Genomic DNA, 16,256 nt, shown 5'->3' with positions numbered 1-16,256 from the left:
AAAGATATGACTTCTTCTAAACCATCTGTTTATTTCATTGGTGCTGGTCCAGGTGATCCAGACTTATTAACGTTAAAAGCATATAAAGTAATCACTAAAGCTAATGTTATTTTATATGCAGATTCTCTGGTTCCAAAACAAATTCTGAAAGATGCCCGTGAAGATGCAGAGTTAATTCCTACCGGAAATAAAACTTTAGAAAGTATAGTGAAATTAATAAAAGACAGGGTTATGAGCGGTCATTCCGTTGTACGTCTTCATTCAGGAGATCTAACACTTTATAGTGCAATCTATGAGCAAATTACTCTTCTTTCAAAAGAGAACATTCAAGTTGAGTTAATTCCTGGTATTAGTGCTTTTCAAGCAGCAGCAGCTAAAATTAGCGCAGAGTTGACAATTCCCCAACTAGTTCAAACAATTATATTGACTCGAGTAGACGGTGTTGCTTCACAAATGCCTAGCTCAGAAAAACTTGATAAATTAGCTGCTCATCAATCAAGTCTATGTCTTTACTTAGCAGCACGTCACGCAGAAAAGTCTCAAATCGAGCTACTTAAGCACTATCCTTCTGATACTCCAGTTGCCATATGTTTTCGAGTGAGTTGGCCAGACGAAGTGATTAAAATTGTTCCTTTAGAAAAAATGGCAGAAGTTACTCAAAAAGAAAAACTTGTTCGTACAACTCTATATATTATAAGTCCTGCTTTAAAGAAAAATATTGATACTCGTTCAAAGCTATATCATCCTGACTATAATCACCTATTTAGGCCTGAGAAAAAAAATATTTAAGTACTTTTACCCTTAAGGAAAAAGAAGTTAATATACCATAACGCTTAATTTTTTTCATTTCAAGAACATAAAGTACTAATTCTATTATTATTTCATCTACATTAGTGAATTATTTTCTAGAAAAGTACAATTTTTTATAGAATTAAAATTATGACAAGAGATAATATATACGACTTTTGACTTAAAAAAATTATATTAATACTAATATTTATGGATACTATATAAATTATCTTTTGAAATACTTCATAATATAAGAAACAAGTTAATTTTTAAAGAACTATGCGTGTAATCCTAATGACTGGTAAAGGAGGAGTTGGCAAAACCTCTGTTGCTGCTGCAACTGGTATGAAATGTGCTGAATTAGGTTATAAAACTTTAGTTTTAAGCACTGATCCAGCTCATTCTCTGGCTGATAGTTTTGATTTAGAGCTAGGGCATAAACCTGTAGCAATTCGTCCTAAATTATGGGGAGCAGAATTAGATGCTCTTATGGAATTGGAAGGAAACTGGGGAGCTGTAAAAAGATATATTACTCAAGTTTTACAAGCTAGAGGTTTAGATGGAGTTCAAGCAGAAGAATTGGCAATACTACCAGGAATGGATGAAATTTTTGGATTAGTAAGGATGAAACGCCATTATGATGAAGGTGAATATGATGTTTTAATTATTGATTCCGCCCCTACAGGAACTGCATTAAGACTACTAAGTATTCCTGAAGTTGGAGGATGGTATATGAGAAGATTCTATAAGCCTTTACAAGGAGTATCTGTAGCATTACGTCCTTTGGTAGAACCTTTCTTTAAGCCAATTGCAGGATTCTCTCTACCCAATAAAGAAGTTATGGACGCACCTTATGAATTCTATGAACAAATCGAAGCTTTAGAAAAGGTCCTAACAAATAACAAACAAACTTCTGTTAGATTGGTGACTAACCCAGAGAAAATGGTGATAAAAGAATCTTTAAGAGCACATGCTTATTTAAGCTTATATAATGTCTCTACTGATTTAGTTATAGCTAATAGAATTATTCCTGACACAGTCAATGATTCTTTCTTTGAAAAATGGAAAAATAGTCAAAGTATCTATAAACAAGAAATTCATGATAACTTTCATCCTTTACCTGTGAAAGAAGTTCCGTTATTTTCAGAAGAATTATGTGGAATGGAGGCATTAGAAAGATTGAAAGAAATTCTTTATAAGGATGAAGATCCAACTCAAGTCTATTATAAAGAAGATACTATTCGTATAGTCAAAGAAGAAGACAGATACAGTCTAGAGCTATACTTACCAGGTATTCCGAAAGAACAAATTCAGCTAAATAAAACTGGAGACGAACTAAATATTAGAATTGGCAACCATAGGCGCAACTTAGTACTACCGCAGTCGCTAGCTTCTCTAAATCCTTCAGGAGCTAAAATGGAGAACGATTACTTAAAAGTCTCTTTCGTTAATATGACTGATAACCATAATTAAAGACAACTTAGAAATAATATATTAGAGTAATAAAATGATAATCTATCAACATTTATCTTAAATTATTACTCTAAATATACTGAGCTCAATAGTTAATTTTGATATTAGAAGATTAATTTTTTTTCAAGTAATCTATCAATGAACGATGCATTAAATCAATTGGGATTGTTCTCTGTAGCCATAATTCTAATGACGCAGCACCTTGGTAAACTAGCATTGTTGAACCATTCATAGTTGCTAATCCCAAGTTGTGAGCGTCCTGAAGTAACATAGTTGAACTTGGGGAATAAATTAGATCATAAACAATTGCTTTACTGGGTAACTTTTTTAAAAGCTCTTTATTTATAGGAGATTTATTAATATTAGGAGACATTCCAACAGGAGTTGCATTAATGAGTAATTGAGTTTTGTGTAGTATTTTTGATAACTCACTAAAACAATAAATATTTATAGAATCAAAAAACTTATTCTTTGACCAAACCTCTTTGAAGGTTTTTAATTTATCATAACTTCTTCCTACTACTATGATGTCAGTACATCCTAACTTTGCCAAAGCAACAATAGATGCTTTGGCGGCTCCTCCACATCCTAAAATCATAGGCTTAATCTTTGACCAATTACAATTTAATGGTTTTAAAGATTCTAGAATACCAATAATATCTGTATTAGTACCATTCCAGCCTTCATCTGTGTGCCAGACAGTATTTACTGCTCCTATCATTTGAGCAGTTTTGGTAATTTTACAAAGTAAAGGTAAGATAGCTTGCTTGTGGGGAATCGTTACATTAAAACCAACTACTCCTATATTGGCAAGTCCTATTAATGCAGTATCCAAGTGTTTTTTAGTAACAGAAAAAGGAACATAAATATAGTCTACTTCTAATTCAGAAATAACCGTATTATGTATAACTGGAGAAAGAGAATGCTTGACAGGGTCTCCAATAACTCCTAAAAGCTTAGTTTTTCCGGTAATTACATGCATAAAAATTGCAAAAAATAATTGAAATTTGCAACAACAAAAGTTACTTGAAAATAAGATATATAGTAATTTAATATTTTTATCTTATATGATAAACAAGTTATAGTTTTTTACTAATTTTTCAGATTAATGGTGATGACAACTTAATATTCTTAAAAAACTCATGAAATAGCTTAGGTAATTCTTCAATAATAACTTCTTGTGAATTTTTAGTTTTTCTGTCTACTACCTCTACTTTGCCAAATTTCAATGTTCTTCCTGTTACTATTTGATAAGGAATTCCAATAAGTTCAGCATCTTTAAATTTAGAGCCTATCCGCTCAGTACGATCATCTAAAATAGTTTCTATTCCAATGCTATTTAAATCGTAATATATCTTTTCTGCAATTTCCATTTGCTGCTTCTCCTTAACATTTGGAACTATTATAATAGCGTGGTAAGGAGCTATTGCAAGTGGCCAAATGATTCCATGTTTATCATGATTTTGTTCTACAGCAGACTGAACTAAGCGAGAAACTCCAATACCATAACATCCCATAACAATAGGTTTCTCCTCACCATTTTTATCTGTAAAGGTTGCTTTCATTTTTTTCGAATACTTTGTTCCTAGCTGAAAAACATGTCCTACTTCAACCCCTTTTTTACTTATTAATCTTTCTTGACTATTTTCAGAAATCTTATCACCTTCCTTAGCTCTCCTTACGTCAAAGACTAATTCTGGTAATTTGTGTGACTTTCCCCAATTACTTCCTACAGTATGATACCCTTCCTTATTGGAGCCAGTAACGAAGTTCTTCAAATTAATAATAGTCTTATCTGCAATTCTTAAAAAAGAAGATTCAAGATTTTCTTCAATACTAATATAAGAATCTTCTAGATCTGGGCCAATATAACCGAACGGAAATGTACTATTAATAAGTTTTAATTCAGACTCTTGATCAAAGATTTGTAAAGTTAATAATGTTGATGCGCCGTATTTAAAAGCTAAATGATTTAATTCATTACTAAGTTTTATTTCATTAATATCTTGATCTCCTCGAATACTTATCAAGACTAATATACTTTTTTTGTTATCATAGATTGCTCGATATAGTAAATTTTTGACAATATTGGTAGAAGAACAATTGAGCACTTCAGAGAGTTTTTTGATTGTGTTGCAATTTAGAGTTGCTCTTTCTTCATAAATATTAAAAGGTGATATGTTTTCTGAACTAGGGATAGAAACTGCTTTCTCTACATTTGCTGCATAACTATTATCTTCTGTATATAAAATTTCATCTTCCCCAACGTCTGTTAAGACCATAAATTCTTGAGAAGCTAAACCACCTATAGTTCCAGAGTCTGCCTCTACAACTTTAAAAGATAATCCACAACGTTTTAAAATATTACAATAAGCTTGGCTTACCATATCATAATTTTTCTGCAGGTTTTCTAGATTTTCATCAAAAGAATAAGCATCTTTCATTATGAATTCTCTACTTCTCATCAAACCAAAACGAGGACGAATCTCATCCCTAAATTTCGTTTGAATTTGATATAAATTTAAAGGCATCTGTTTATATGAAACGACCATATCTCTAACTATAGATGTAACTACTTCTTCATGAGTTGGGCCTAAAGCCAATTCTCTGTTTTGCCTATCTATTAGAGAAAACATAATCCCTTCAGCTTCAGTATAAGTTTTCCATCTGCCTGATTCTTCCCATAAATCCGATATTTGTAACTGAGGTAATAAACATTCTTGACCTCCAATTGAATTCATCTCTTCTCTTATTATTTGAGAAGTTTTTCTTAATACTCGCCACATCAAAGGTAGATAAGAATAAATACCACTACTAACACGACGAATATAACAAGATCTCAATAAAAGTTTATGGCTTATTATTTCTGCTTCTGCAGGATCTTCACGTAAAGTCACAAACAATACTTTGGATAGTTGCATTTAAAGTTTTCCTTATAACTACGGGACATATGATCATCTCATCTTCTTGAGAGAAAAAATTATTTAAAATAGTATTAATAATAAACATTACTAAAATATTTAAACAATATACAAAGTTTATAATTTTTTATTTTTATTTTATATTTTCTAAGATAACAATATATCACTTTTATCATTTTAGAAATTACTAAAAATCTAACTTACTAGCCTAACATCATTTTAATAGTGACTGTTATGAATATAAATAAATAAAACTGATTATAAGTACATAATATTTTTTAGGTTACTACATATAGTTTACTATCTTACTTATTAACTAAAATTTTGATGTTTTTTATCTTTCAATGAATATACAAGAGCATTCTTTAGGTATAGTAATTCAAGGTTCTTTGTCTCAAGGATTAGAAGTTAAATTAAATTCAGATATATCTGTTGAGCAGATGCGGGTAGGGAAATTCCTAGTTGTTCAAGGATCTGAATCTCGCTTTTTTTCTCTTGTAACGAACATTTCATTAGGAATTACAAATTCTAGGATTTTTTCTAATCCTCCCAGCTTTCAAGATACTTTAATGATAGATATTTTGGCAGGTAGAACTATTTATAGCACTATTGAAATTACACCTATGCTAATGTTGGCTCCTACTAAACAAGATACAAAAAATATTGACACTAATCTGGAATTGCTCCCTGTAAAGACAGTACCTTCTCACTTTAGTCCAGTCTATGAAGCTTCTGAAAAAGATTTCAGAACAGTTTTTGGTTGGGAAGATGATGATACTTGCAATAATTTTATGATTGGAAAACCTTTAGATATGAATGTTCCTATTTGTATTAATTTAGACAAATTTGTTGAAAGAAGTAATGGTATCTTTGGAAAATCAGGAACTGGAAAATCTTTTTTAACAAAACTCTTAATTGCAGGAATTATTAAAAAGAGAGCAGCTGTTAATCTTATGTTCGATATGCATTCAGAGTATGGATGGGAAGCAATAAAAGAAGGTAAAAAATTCTCTACTGTTAAAGGCTTATGTCAATTATTTCCAGGACAAGTAGAAATCTTTACATTAGACTCTCAATCAACAAAGAGAAGAGGAGTTATAGATGCTCAAGAATTATATTTAAGCTATGACCAAATTGATATTGAAGATATACGACTTGTTGGACAAGAACTAGGAATCTCTGAAGCAAGTTTAGACAATGCAAATATTTTAGAAGCTGAATATGGTAAATCTTGGATAACACAATTATTAAGTATGACAAACGAAGAAATTAAGCTTTTTTGTCAAGATAAACAAGGTCATGCAGGATCAATTATGTCTTTGCAAAGAAAATTAATGCGTTTAGAAAATTTAAAATATTTAAAAAATATATGTCCGCATAATTATATAAATCAAATATTAGCATCTCTGGATGCTGGGAAACACGTTGTTATTGAATTTGGCTCTCAATCTAATATGCTTTCTTATATGCTTGCAACTAATATGATTACACGGAGGATACATAATAGTTATGTGAAAAAAGCAGAAAATTTTTTACAAACTAAAAATCCCCTTAATCGCCCGAAACAATTAGTAATTACAATTGAGGAAGCTCATCGTTTTTTAGATTCTAAGATAGTTCATCAGACTATCTTTGGAACTATTGCTAGAGAAATGAGAAAATATTTTGTTACTTTGTTGATTGTAGATCAAAGACCGTCTGGAATTGATAATGAAGTTATGTCACAAATTGGAACAAGAATTACATGTTTATTAAATGACGAGAAAGATATAGATGCTATTTTTACAGGGGTTTCTGGGGGACAAAATCTTCGTTCAGTTTTAGCAAAATTAGATTCAAAGCAACAAGTCTTAATACTAGGTCATGCTGTTCCAATGCCTGTTGTTGTGAAGACTCGTACTTATGATAAAGAATTTTATTCACAGATTGGTAATACTAATTGGAAAGAAGTGTCTAATGAAGAAGTTTTTAATACTGCAAAAATAGCAAGATCAGAGTTAGGATTTTAATTTTTATATCAAACTTATTATTAAATATTCGGCTATCGAAATTTTATATTTAAGGTTAAGGTATATTCATGAAGATTATGTGTACAATGAGTATTATTAAAAAATGATTGCTATATAGTTTATTTAAGTAAGAAAGATATCTAATAAGTGATATCTCAAGATCAAGAATATTATTATGATTTTAAATCAAGTTCAATGTACAGTTCAGTAAAATTCAAAACATTGCTTAAATAATTCATATACAGTTAATCACTATTTTAGTTTTTACAGTTTTGTTACAAAATAAATATGATTAGTCTATCTAAATTTTCTAAAACTATTTTGGGTATGTTTATCGGAGTTTTTCTTTTCTTTGGTAGTGTTTCTCTTTTAGCTTATCTTGTCTTTTATAAGATGTCAGTTATTCCTGATAAGCCAGTTTTCATAGAAGAAAATTCTTATAACCAAATAAATAATGAATCTATAACTAACTATGAAAACGACATTACGTAAAAATTTAAATTTATTAATAATTATTTGAATATTTTTATCTTAATTAAGTGTAAATAATGCTTATGCAATTGTTTCTTTGCTAATTTATCAAAATCAAACATTATTTTTTTGGAAAAGATAAACATTATTTTTTTGGAAAGTTAACGAGAAGTGGTCACTTTCTTGAATCCGTCTTTTAATATTTTCACTCTGCGGAAAAACATCATTTAAGAGAATATTATTAAATTGCTCTAAATTTATATTTGCCTCTTGCTCAATCAACTTTACAATAGAGCGATGGCTAATATGAGGAGCAATATAAGAGTAAGTCAATACACTCTCTTCATCATATATCTTATTGATAGCTTCTGTATTCGCTGTCCACATGTCTAAAGACACTAAATATCGGGAAGTAAAATTACCTAACTTAGCCAACGCAATAAAAGAAATTAGAGACCATAGGAATATATATTTTCTCCAAATCGGCTTTTTCCTTTGAGCTATAGTTTTAATAACAACTACCATTAAAAATGGTAAAATAGGCAGAGAATAATGATGTAAAAGGTCTTTTTGTAGAATATTTTGAGACAATAAATTTATTGCAAAACTAGGAATACAAGATATCAAAGGAGAAAGTGATACTAAGGATATACCCCAAAAAATAGGTGCCATTAGTAATAGTAAATATCCAAAATTAGATAGATTGAATATTCCTTCTAAAACTAGAGTAGGTCTAAAAAATAAATTGTGAGTTATTTCGGAAAATGTATTTCCGAGATAATTAAATCTTTCGATATGTCTTTCAATATTAGAATTATTATTACCAAAAATAGGAATGATAACCTTTGTACTAACAATGAACCAAGTTAAACCACTTCCAATCGCAAATAAACTAAATTTCTTCTTCTCAAAAGACAACAGCCATAAACCCATAAACATAACTGTTAAAGAAAATATACTTTTACAGCTCAAAGCGATGAGTATAGATAAGACAAACAAAAAAAATCTATTTTCGAAGACGGCTAAAAGAGCAAATAAAATTGCTGGAATAAATATTACATCAGGATGGAAATCAAATAAATTAATATTAAAAACTAACGGGTAGAACAAATATATAAAAATTATCATCAACGAATCATTTTTATTTAAGCCTTGATTTTGACATAAATAATAAATAGGTAATATTCCTAAGCTTAGAGATAATGCTTGCACAAAAAACAGCCAATAAACTGAAGGGTAAAATACATAAAATAAAGATAATGGATAAAGTATTAAAGAAGCATGATCTCCTAAAATGTGGATATTTAGAAAAGATGAATTAGGTATTTTACCTTGACTAATTAAATAAACTGCTTGGTCAAAAATTGCTAAATCCCAAGCTGTTGATTGAAAAAGTATATGTCTAAGACTACTAAAAATAAAAAATATAAATGTACTACAAAATATAGTGATAGAAATGAAATTATACCGAAAACATAAAAAATTCATAGTGGTATGATTAGATAGAAGATATCTTGATTAAAAACTATTATCCGTTAATCTAATATTTCATATATTTGATATTAAATTTTTTTATGTAAGAATTTACTCTTGTGTTTTTAATCAATGAAATAAGATTATATAGACTACATCTTAAATTATTTTAGTTATATTTGAAATTTAATACTTTATTCTTTTCGATCAATATATAGTTGTTATTATAAAAATGATATTAGTTATTTCAGTTTAAACCCTTTACTAATTTATAAAATGTCTGATAGAGAAGAAAAGTTTAAATTACCAACTCTCGGAGTAAATATTGATCATATTGCTACTATTCGTCAAGCAAGATGTTCAACTGAACCGAATCCAGTTATAGCAGCAGTTTTAGCAGAACTAGGAGGGGCAAATGGTATTACTATGCATTTAAGAGAAGATAGGCGGCATATTCAAGATCGAGATGTATTTCTCATCAAAGAAACAATCCAAACACGTTTGAACTTAGAAATTGCTGCTACTGAAGAGATGCTTCAAATTGCTTTTGATATCAAACCTCACTGTATTACTCTAGTTCCGGAAAAGCGTGAAGAAATAACTACAGAAGGTGGTTTAGATGTTAAAACAAATTTGGAGCATTTAAAAAAAATAGTTGGTAGGATACAAGAAAATGGAATTATCGCTAGTCTTTTTATTGATAGCAATCAAGATCAAATTCAGGCATCCGCAGATACCAGAGCAAAACATATTGAGCTACATACAGGACAATACGTAAATTCAACCAGCGATAAACAGTGTCAAGAAGAACTAAAATTATTGAAATTAGGATGTAAACAAGCTCTTGATTTAGGTATAAAAATCAACGCTGGCCATGGTCTCAATTATAGTAATGTTTATTCTGTTGCTTGTCTTCCAGGTATAGAAGAGTTAAACATAGGCCATACGATTGTAAGTCGTGCTGTATTAGTAGGAATGGAAAGAGCGGTTAAAGAAATGAAACTAGCAATAAAAGGAGAATTATAAATTATTAATTAATCTTGACCAATACAGCATCCTTAAGTTGAATAATAGTAGTTGAGCAGTCAGGATTAATTAATAAGCAATGAATACCTATTATTACGTTTTAGCTAGTCAAAAATTTCTTTTAGAAGAAGAACCTTTAGACGAAGTATTGAGAGAAAGAGTTAGAGACTATCAAGAAAAAGAAAAAACAATTGATTTCTGGCTCATCAAAGACCCTGCTTTTATTGAAGCTCCGGAATTTGCTGATATTAAGGCTCAATGCCCTCAGCCAAGTGTTGCTATTATTTCAACAGATCATGGTTTTATTACTTGGTTAAAGCTACGACTAGAATATGTAGCACGAGGAGAATTTCAAGCTCCTTCTTCTACAATTCCAGATCCACTAGCTTCCTTAACTTCCACTTCTAAATCCTAAATAAAATTAAAAATCAATAAGGCAAAATCAAATTATTCACCTTATTGATTTTTAATGTTCACAAGATATGAATAAATCATATGATTTAATTCATCTATGTAGTTCGTATTGCTTAAGTTGTGTTATAAAATCCAAGAAAAGATGATTTCCTTCTTAAATCTTAGAATTTATTTTCTTCACTTTGTTTTTGAGAATAACGACCATATCGGTCCATAACAGTTAAATAAATAACACCGATGCTTACTAAAACTAATAAAGTAAAAGCAGTGTAGAAAAGAAAGTTGAGAACTTGCATAGCCTATAGAATTTTAAAAACCGTTACGTCCCCAAACAACCATAGCAAGAGACCAACTGAATAAGGCTAACATACTAACCCAACCAAGAGCTAAAATATCCATGAGTATTTACTTCCCAAAATAAATCATACTTTTATATTACAGTATATGATGCATTTTCTTAACTGAAATCATACTAACAAGACTAATAGTTGTTATGTTTCTTGTAAATAGGATAATCTATCTTAAATTTTCCTAATAAGCGAAATTATCTTAAGCTATAGATTAATTCCTATATATGAAAAGTGTCACTATCTTTTATTTATGAATAATCAATATACCTATAATTACTTATTAGTTGGAGAAGGTTTACCAGCTTTTGAAAAAATTAGATTAGAGGATATTATTCCATCAATAGATGAAATCCTTAGACAATCAAATAATAGACTAACTTGTTTAGAAAAAAATATTACCCCAACTTGGGAAGGCATTGTAGAACCTTTAACTATTATTGAGGAAAAAATTAAATGGACCTGGGGGATCGTTAATCATTTAATGGGGGTTAAAAATAGTAAAGAACTTCGAGAGATATATCAAACTGTTCAGCCTGATATAATAAGTTTTTTAAATAAATTAAGGCAAAATAAACTTATTTATCAGACATTTAAAGATTTAAGAAAAGACTCTGTCTTATGGAATACTTTAGACAGTTGTCAAAAACGTATTATCACAAGCTCTATTAGAGAAGCTGAGTTATCTGGTGTTAATCTAACACCAGATAAACGTCATAAATTTAATGAAATTAATTTAGAACTTGCTGAATTATCTACACAGTTTTCTAATAATGTTTTAGATTCAACTAGAGAATTTAAGTTGAAATTAACAAATAAAATAGAGATTGGCAATTTACCATTAAGTATCTTAAAATTAGCTGCGCATAATGCCGTTTTAGAAGGATACAATAATGCTACTCCTGAGTTAGGTCCATGGATAATAACTTTAGATTATCCTGTTTACGTGCCTTTTATGAAATATAGTAATCAGAGAAATTTAAGAGAAAAAGTATACAAAGCTTTTATATCTCGAGCATCAGTTGGAAAGTTGAATAATGAGCCTTTAATAGAAAGTATTTTAAAGTTAAGAAAAGAACAAGCAGAAATTCTTGGTTATCAATCGTATGCTGAAATGAGTTTAAGTAAGAAGATGGCTTCTGATGTAGAGAGTGTAGAGGAAGTACTAGAGGAACTAAGATTTGTAAGTTATCAAGCAGCACAAGAAGAATTGAAAAGTTTAAAGACTTTTATGTTCAAAAATTGTGATTTTGATTTAGAACCTTGGGACATAAGTTATTGGATAGAAGAACAGCGTAAACTTTTATTTGATTTTACTAATGAAGAATTACGAGTTTACTTTTCTTTAGAGAAAGTATTAGAAGGATTATTTGACCTTACAAAACGTATTTTTGGAGTAACAATAACTGTTACAGACGAGAAGGTATCTACATGGCATAAAGATGTACTATTTTTTCAAGTAAAAGATGATATGAATAAGATAATTGCATACTTTTATTTAGATCCTTATAGCCGTCCTATAGAAAAGCGCGGGGGTGCTTGGATGAGTGATTGTATTGGAAGATCAAAAATATATCAAGACGAAAAACCTATCATTCGCCTTCCAGTTGCATACCTAATTTGTAATCAAACTCCCCCGTTCGATGGAGAGCCTAGTTTAATGACTTTTGATGAAGTAACTACTCTGTTTCATGAGTTTGGTCATGGCTTACAACATATGTTAACAACAATTAATTATCCTGGGGCATCAGGTATTAATAACATAGAGTGGGATGCTGTAGAAGTACCTAGTCAATTTATGGAATATTGGTGTTATGAAAAAAATACTTTTTTCAGCATGGCAAAGCATTATCAAACAGGAGAAACGATACCTAAGCATTACTATGATAAATTAAAAACTTCACGTAATTTTATGGCTGGATTGTCTATGTTAAGACAACTTCATTTTAGTTTCTTGGATTTAGACTTGCATCATAGGTATCAACCAGATGGTAACGAGACTTTATTCGAAGCTAGAGATAGAGTTGCCAAGAAAACAACAGTAATGAAAATCTTACCTGAAGATGCGTTTTTATGTGCATTTAGCCATATCTTTGCTGGTGGTTATGCGGCTGGATACTATAGTTATAAGTGGTCAGAAATATTAAGTGCAGATTCTTTTTCTGCATTTGAAGAGGCTGGCTTAGAAGATGATAATAAGATTGCAGAAGTAGGTAAAAATTTTAAAAAAAATATCTTAGCTTTAGGTGGAAGTAAAGATCCTTTGGAAATTTTTAAATCATTTCGAGGTAGAGAACCTAAAACAGAAGCTTTGTTAAAATATAGTGGATTATTAAATATCTAAAAAAACTACATTCATTAGATAGAAGAAGATATAAATATTATTTACATCTTCTTTATTCTCAATTGGTTTATTACATTAAAGTTTCTAATAAAAATGTAGAGAAAACTTTATAGCAATAGTAGAATTATTTCCAATTAGCCCAATCCTGAGGCTTTAAAAATGTTTTATATAATTCAAATTCAGGAGTATTGACTTTCGGTTCATAAGAATACTCCCAACGAACTAATGGTGGTAAAGACATTAAAATAGACTCAGTGCGTCCATTAGTTTGTAGTCCAAAGATTGTACCACGGTCGTATACCAGATTAAACTCAACATAGCGTCCCCGTCTGTATAGCTGGAATTGACGCTCTCTATCTCCATATTGAAGGTCACGACGTTTCTCAACAATAGGTAAATACGCTGGCAAAAAAGTCTGTCCACAATCGCTAACAAAAGCAAATATATCTTCCCACGTACGCGGTTTTGACTCAGAAATAGAGATTTGAGCATCATCTTTAGAGACTGTTTTGTCAGTACTAGAACCACGATACAGAGGGTAACTACCATCTTGATAATCAAAGAAAATTCCTCCAACACCTCGCGTTTCTTGACGATGTTTAAGGTAAAAATACTCATCACACCAAGATTTGAAAGTTGGATAATATTGTTCGTGATGTTTGTCACAAGTTTGTTTTAAAGTCTTATGAAAAAAAGTTGCATCTTCCGCGAATGGGTAATAAGGGGTTAGATCAATTCCTCCTCCAAACCACCAAACAGGACCTGCTTCAAAATAACGATAATTGAGATGAACTGTTGGAATATAAGGGTTGTGAGGATGTAAAACCATAGAAGTTCCTGTAGCATAAAATTTATGCCCTTGAGCTTCAGGCCGTTGTTTTATAATTGATAACGGTAATTTTTCACCCCAAACTTCAGAAAAGTTTACCCCTCCTTGTTCAAGTAGGTCACCATTTTTTAAAACCCGAGAGCGTCCACCACCACCTTCCTCTCTTTGCCAATTATCTTCTTGAAATTGACCTCGACGATCTGCTTTTTCTAACGAATGACAAATTTCATCCTGAAGATTCTTCATAAACTGACTTACTCTAGTTTTTGCATCTTCAGGAGGTGTGGAAATTTTATAGGAGGAAGAATTGGTTTCTCTTTGAGACGTCATAAACTTCAAATTTATTAAATTATTTTATAAAAAGTTTAGCTGCTAATGAAAAGAATATCTACAAAGTAATCATTAAATTAATTTAAGCTTAACTAGGGAAATATACCATTAAGTTTTATAAAAATTATTTATATATCTAAAGCTATATAAAATAAATAAAAACTGAATTAATTTAGATAATTAAATCTTATGAATTAATTTTATGTATCTTTGATAATAAATTAAAGGATACATAAAGTTAATTTATTTTTTCTTTGGTAGTATACGTCCAATAGTCATGTTTTCTTCTTTAAAGGTAACATTAGCAATTCTTTTAATATCTTCTGCACTAACAGCCTCCAGGTCTTGAACTTGACTAAATAAATTATTCCATTGACCAGTTTTTACTTCATATTCTGCCAAGGCACGAGCCATGCCTAAGTTGGAATCAAGAGAACGTAAAAGACTAGCTCTCAATTTATTTTTAGTTCTTTCTAATTCTTGCTCAGAAACAAGCTCTGTTTTCAATTTTTTGATTTCTAATGATAAAGCTTCTGCAACTTCCTCAACTGAAGCTTGGGGAGAAGTTTGTGCGTAAAAAAGCATTAAGTTAGGATATTTATCTGATGGATAACCACTTAAACCTTGAGCAACTAAAGCTACTTTTTTATCTTCAACTAAAGATTTATAGAGACGAGCTGTACGTCCAGAACTCAATATATTAGCGATTACTTGATAAACAGCATTATCTGGATGATTCAGAGAGGGTACATGATATCCTTCTAAATACCAAGGCTGAGAATCAAGATTTAATGTAATTTCACGTTTTTCTGGCTGTCCTGGCTCTACTGTAGATATTTTAGGTGGCTCTACCTTGGAAGGATAACGCCCAAAATATATTTGAGCTAAATTTTTCACTTCCTCAAATTTTACATCTCCTACAATAGAGATTGTTAAATTATTTGGCCCATAATAAATATCAAAAAAATCTTGGACATCTTTACGAGTAAGCCCATTGATATCCTTACTATAACCAATTACTGGACGTTTGTAGGGATGTTGGACGAAAGCAGTATCTAAGAAAGCTTCTACCATTTTACCAATAGGATTATTTTCTGTTCTAAGACGACGCTCTTCTAAAATAATATTTTTTTCTTTATAAAACTCTCTAAATACTGGATTTAAGAACCGCTGTGATTCTAAAGACATCCATAATTCTAATTTATTTGAAGGAAAACTATAAAAATAAATAGTTGAATCTGGAGAAGTTGCAGCATTAATATTAACAGCTCCTGCTGTTTCAACAATGCGCCCAAACTCATTCTGCTTAACATAATTATGAGCTTTAGCCTGTAAAGTATAGAATTCCTTAGTTAACAGTTGAACTTTATTATTATCTTTTTTATTTTTCGCTTCTTTTATAAGATTGAAAACATTATCTAAGTTGTCTAAGATCTCTTTTTCTTCAGCATAATTTGTTGTTCCAATTTCTGTAGTTCCTTTAAAAGCTAGGTGCTCTAAGAAGTGTGCTACTCCAGTTTTGTTGTCAGGTTCATCGACTCCTCCAACATCAGCATAAGTTACAAAAGATACTACAGGTGCACTATGATTTTCCATGACAATAAATTTCATGCCATTATCAAGGGTAAATTCATTGATTTTCTTAGCAGCATCCTCAAGATAAGGAAAAATAGCAGAAGATGAGTTAGAAGTGGTATCTTTTGCAAAAGCGAGATTATTTCCGCTTGTATATAGAAAAGAGAAAATATAGATAATGCTAACAGAATAACCAATTAAACAAAATAATTTGAACAAATTATTAATCATAAAATAAATAGAGCAGAGTTGGTT

13 protein-coding genes are annotated in these 16,256 nt (G+C 30.3%); 7 read left to right on the top strand and 6 right to left on the bottom strand.

The genetic code is table 11. The features are described from left to right. Positions 1-6: 6 nt before the first annotated feature. The gene (cobM, locus tag UCYN_RS05720) at positions 7-789 is read left to right on the top strand and encodes a precorrin-4 C(11)-methyltransferase (protein ID WP_012954569.1); all 783 of its coding nucleotides are present in this window, start codon (positions 7-9) and stop codon (positions 787-789) included. Positions 790-1,068: 279 nt separating this feature from the next. Beyond that, entirely contained in the window at positions 1,069-2,262 is a 1,194-nt protein-coding gene (locus UCYN_RS05715) for a TRC40/GET3/ArsA family transport-energizing ATPase (RefSeq protein ID WP_041487787.1), read from the top strand. A gap of 112 nt (positions 2,263-2,374) precedes the next feature. On the opposite strand, the gene UCYN_RS05710 is transcribed toward UCYN_RS05715, so the two are convergent. Continuing rightward, a complete protein-coding gene (locus tag UCYN_RS05710; RefSeq protein ID WP_012954567.1) occupies positions 2,375-3,244 on the bottom strand; it encodes a shikimate dehydrogenase in 870 nt (289 codons plus the stop codon). A 118-nt stretch (positions 3,245-3,362) separates the two neighbouring features. Next, on the bottom strand, positions 3,363-5,183 hold the full coding sequence (locus UCYN_RS05705; protein ID WP_012954566.1) for a proline--tRNA ligase: 1,821 nt from the start codon (positions 5,181-5,183) through the stop codon (positions 3,363-3,365). 350 nt (positions 5,184-5,533) lie between these two features. On the opposite strand from UCYN_RS05705, the gene UCYN_RS05700 reads away from it, so the two are divergent. Beyond that, positions 5,534-7,192, top strand: a complete 1,659-nt coding sequence (locus tag UCYN_RS05700; RefSeq protein ID WP_041487891.1) for a helicase HerA domain-containing protein — start codon at positions 5,534-5,536, stop codon at positions 7,190-7,192. Positions 7,193-7,480: 288 nt separating this feature from the next. Next, positions 7,481-7,684 (top strand): hypothetical protein, encoded by a 204-nt coding sequence (locus UCYN_RS05695; RefSeq protein ID WP_012954564.1) that lies wholly within the window; start codon positions 7,481-7,483, stop codon positions 7,682-7,684. A 93-nt stretch (positions 7,685-7,777) separates the two neighbouring features. Here UCYN_RS05695 and UCYN_RS05690 read toward each other — a convergent pair whose 3' ends face one another. Then, positions 7,778-9,151: a DUF2079 domain-containing protein gene (locus UCYN_RS05690; RefSeq protein WP_012954563.1), complete on the bottom strand. Its 1,374-nt coding sequence runs from the start codon at positions 9,149-9,151 to the stop codon at positions 7,778-7,780. Between the two features lie 261 nt (positions 9,152-9,412). Here UCYN_RS05690 and UCYN_RS05685 point away from each other — a divergent pair, with 261 nt between their 5' ends. Next, positions 9,413-10,162, top strand: coding sequence for a pyridoxine 5'-phosphate synthase (locus tag UCYN_RS05685; RefSeq protein WP_012954562.1), 750 nt, complete (start codon positions 9,413-9,415; stop codon positions 10,160-10,162). Positions 10,163-10,241: 79 nt separating this feature from the next. Beyond that, the gene (locus tag UCYN_RS05680) at positions 10,242-10,577 is read left to right on the top strand and encodes an MgPME-cyclase complex family protein (protein WP_012954561.1); all 336 of its coding nucleotides are present in this window, start codon (positions 10,242-10,244) and stop codon (positions 10,575-10,577) included. A 308-nt stretch (positions 10,578-10,885) separates the two neighbouring features. Here the strand turns inward: UCYN_RS05680 and petN are convergent, their stop codons facing one another. Beyond that, complete coding sequence (gene petN / locus UCYN_RS05675) at positions 10,886-10,975, bottom strand: cytochrome b6-f complex subunit PetN (protein ID WP_012954560.1); 90 nt, start codon at positions 10,973-10,975, stop codon at positions 10,886-10,888. Positions 10,976-11,176: 201 nt separating this feature from the next. Between petN and UCYN_RS05670 the strand changes: the two genes are divergently transcribed. Then, a complete protein-coding gene (locus UCYN_RS05670) occupies positions 11,177-13,267 on the top strand; it encodes a M3 family metallopeptidase (RefSeq protein ID WP_012954559.1) in 2,091 nt (696 codons plus the stop codon). A gap of 124 nt (positions 13,268-13,391) precedes the next feature. Here UCYN_RS05670 and hemF read toward each other — a convergent pair whose 3' ends face one another. Together hemF and UCYN_RS05660 are read right to left on the bottom strand one after the other, a co-directional pair. Continuing rightward, on the bottom strand, positions 13,392-14,426 hold the full coding sequence (hemF, locus tag UCYN_RS05665; protein WP_012954558.1) for an oxygen-dependent coproporphyrinogen oxidase: 1,035 nt from the start codon (positions 14,424-14,426) through the stop codon (positions 13,392-13,394). 243 nt (positions 14,427-14,669) lie between these two features. Next, positions 14,670-16,232 (bottom strand): M16 family metallopeptidase, encoded by a 1,563-nt coding sequence (locus tag UCYN_RS05660; protein ID WP_012954557.1) that lies wholly within the window; start codon positions 16,230-16,232, stop codon positions 14,670-14,672. Positions 16,233-16,256 lie beyond the last annotated feature (24 nt).

This window comes from Candidatus Atelocyanobacterium thalassa isolate ALOHA (assembly GCF_000025125.1).
GTDB classification, from domain to species: Bacteria; Cyanobacteriota; Cyanobacteriia; order Cyanobacteriales; family Microcystaceae; genus Atelocyanobacterium; species Atelocyanobacterium thalassae.
The sequence above is the reverse complement of the archived record's forward strand: the minus strand, read 5'-3'. Positions and strand labels throughout refer to the sequence as shown.

Coding starts and splice junctions, on each gene's coding strand:
- cobM (WP_012954569.1), top strand. CDS start 7: ATGACTTCTTCTAAACCATCTGTTTATTTCATTGGTGCTGGTCCAGGT.
- UCYN_RS05715 (WP_041487787.1), top strand. CDS start 1,069: ATGCGTGTAATCCTAATGACTGGTAAAGGAGGAGTTGGCAAAACCTCT.
- UCYN_RS05710 (WP_012954567.1), bottom strand. CDS start 3,244: ATGCATGTAATTACCGGAAAAACTAAGCTTTTAGGAGTTATTGGAGAC.
- UCYN_RS05705 (WP_012954566.1), bottom strand. CDS start 5,183: ATGCAACTATCCAAAGTATTGTTTGTGACTTTACGTGAAGATCCTGCA.
- UCYN_RS05695 (WP_012954564.1), top strand. CDS start 7,481: ATGATTAGTCTATCTAAATTTTCTAAAACTATTTTGGGTATGTTTATC.
- UCYN_RS05690 (WP_012954563.1), bottom strand. CDS start 9,151: ATGAATTTTTTATGTTTTCGGTATAATTTCATTTCTATCACTATATTT.
- UCYN_RS05685 (WP_012954562.1), top strand. CDS start 9,413: ATGTCTGATAGAGAAGAAAAGTTTAAATTACCAACTCTCGGAGTAAAT.
- UCYN_RS05680 (WP_012954561.1), top strand. CDS start 10,242: ATGAATACCTATTATTACGTTTTAGCTAGTCAAAAATTTCTTTTAGAA.
- petN (WP_012954560.1), bottom strand. CDS start 10,975: ATGGATATTTTAGCTCTTGGTTGGGTTAGTATGTTAGCCTTATTCAGT.
- UCYN_RS05670 (WP_012954559.1), top strand. CDS start 11,177: ATGAATAATCAATATACCTATAATTACTTATTAGTTGGAGAAGGTTTA.
- hemF (WP_012954558.1), bottom strand. CDS start 14,426: ATGACGTCTCAAAGAGAAACCAATTCTTCCTCCTATAAAATTTCCACA.
- UCYN_RS05660 (WP_012954557.1), bottom strand. CDS start 16,232: ATGATTAATAATTTGTTCAAATTATTTTGTTTAATTGGTTATTCTGTT.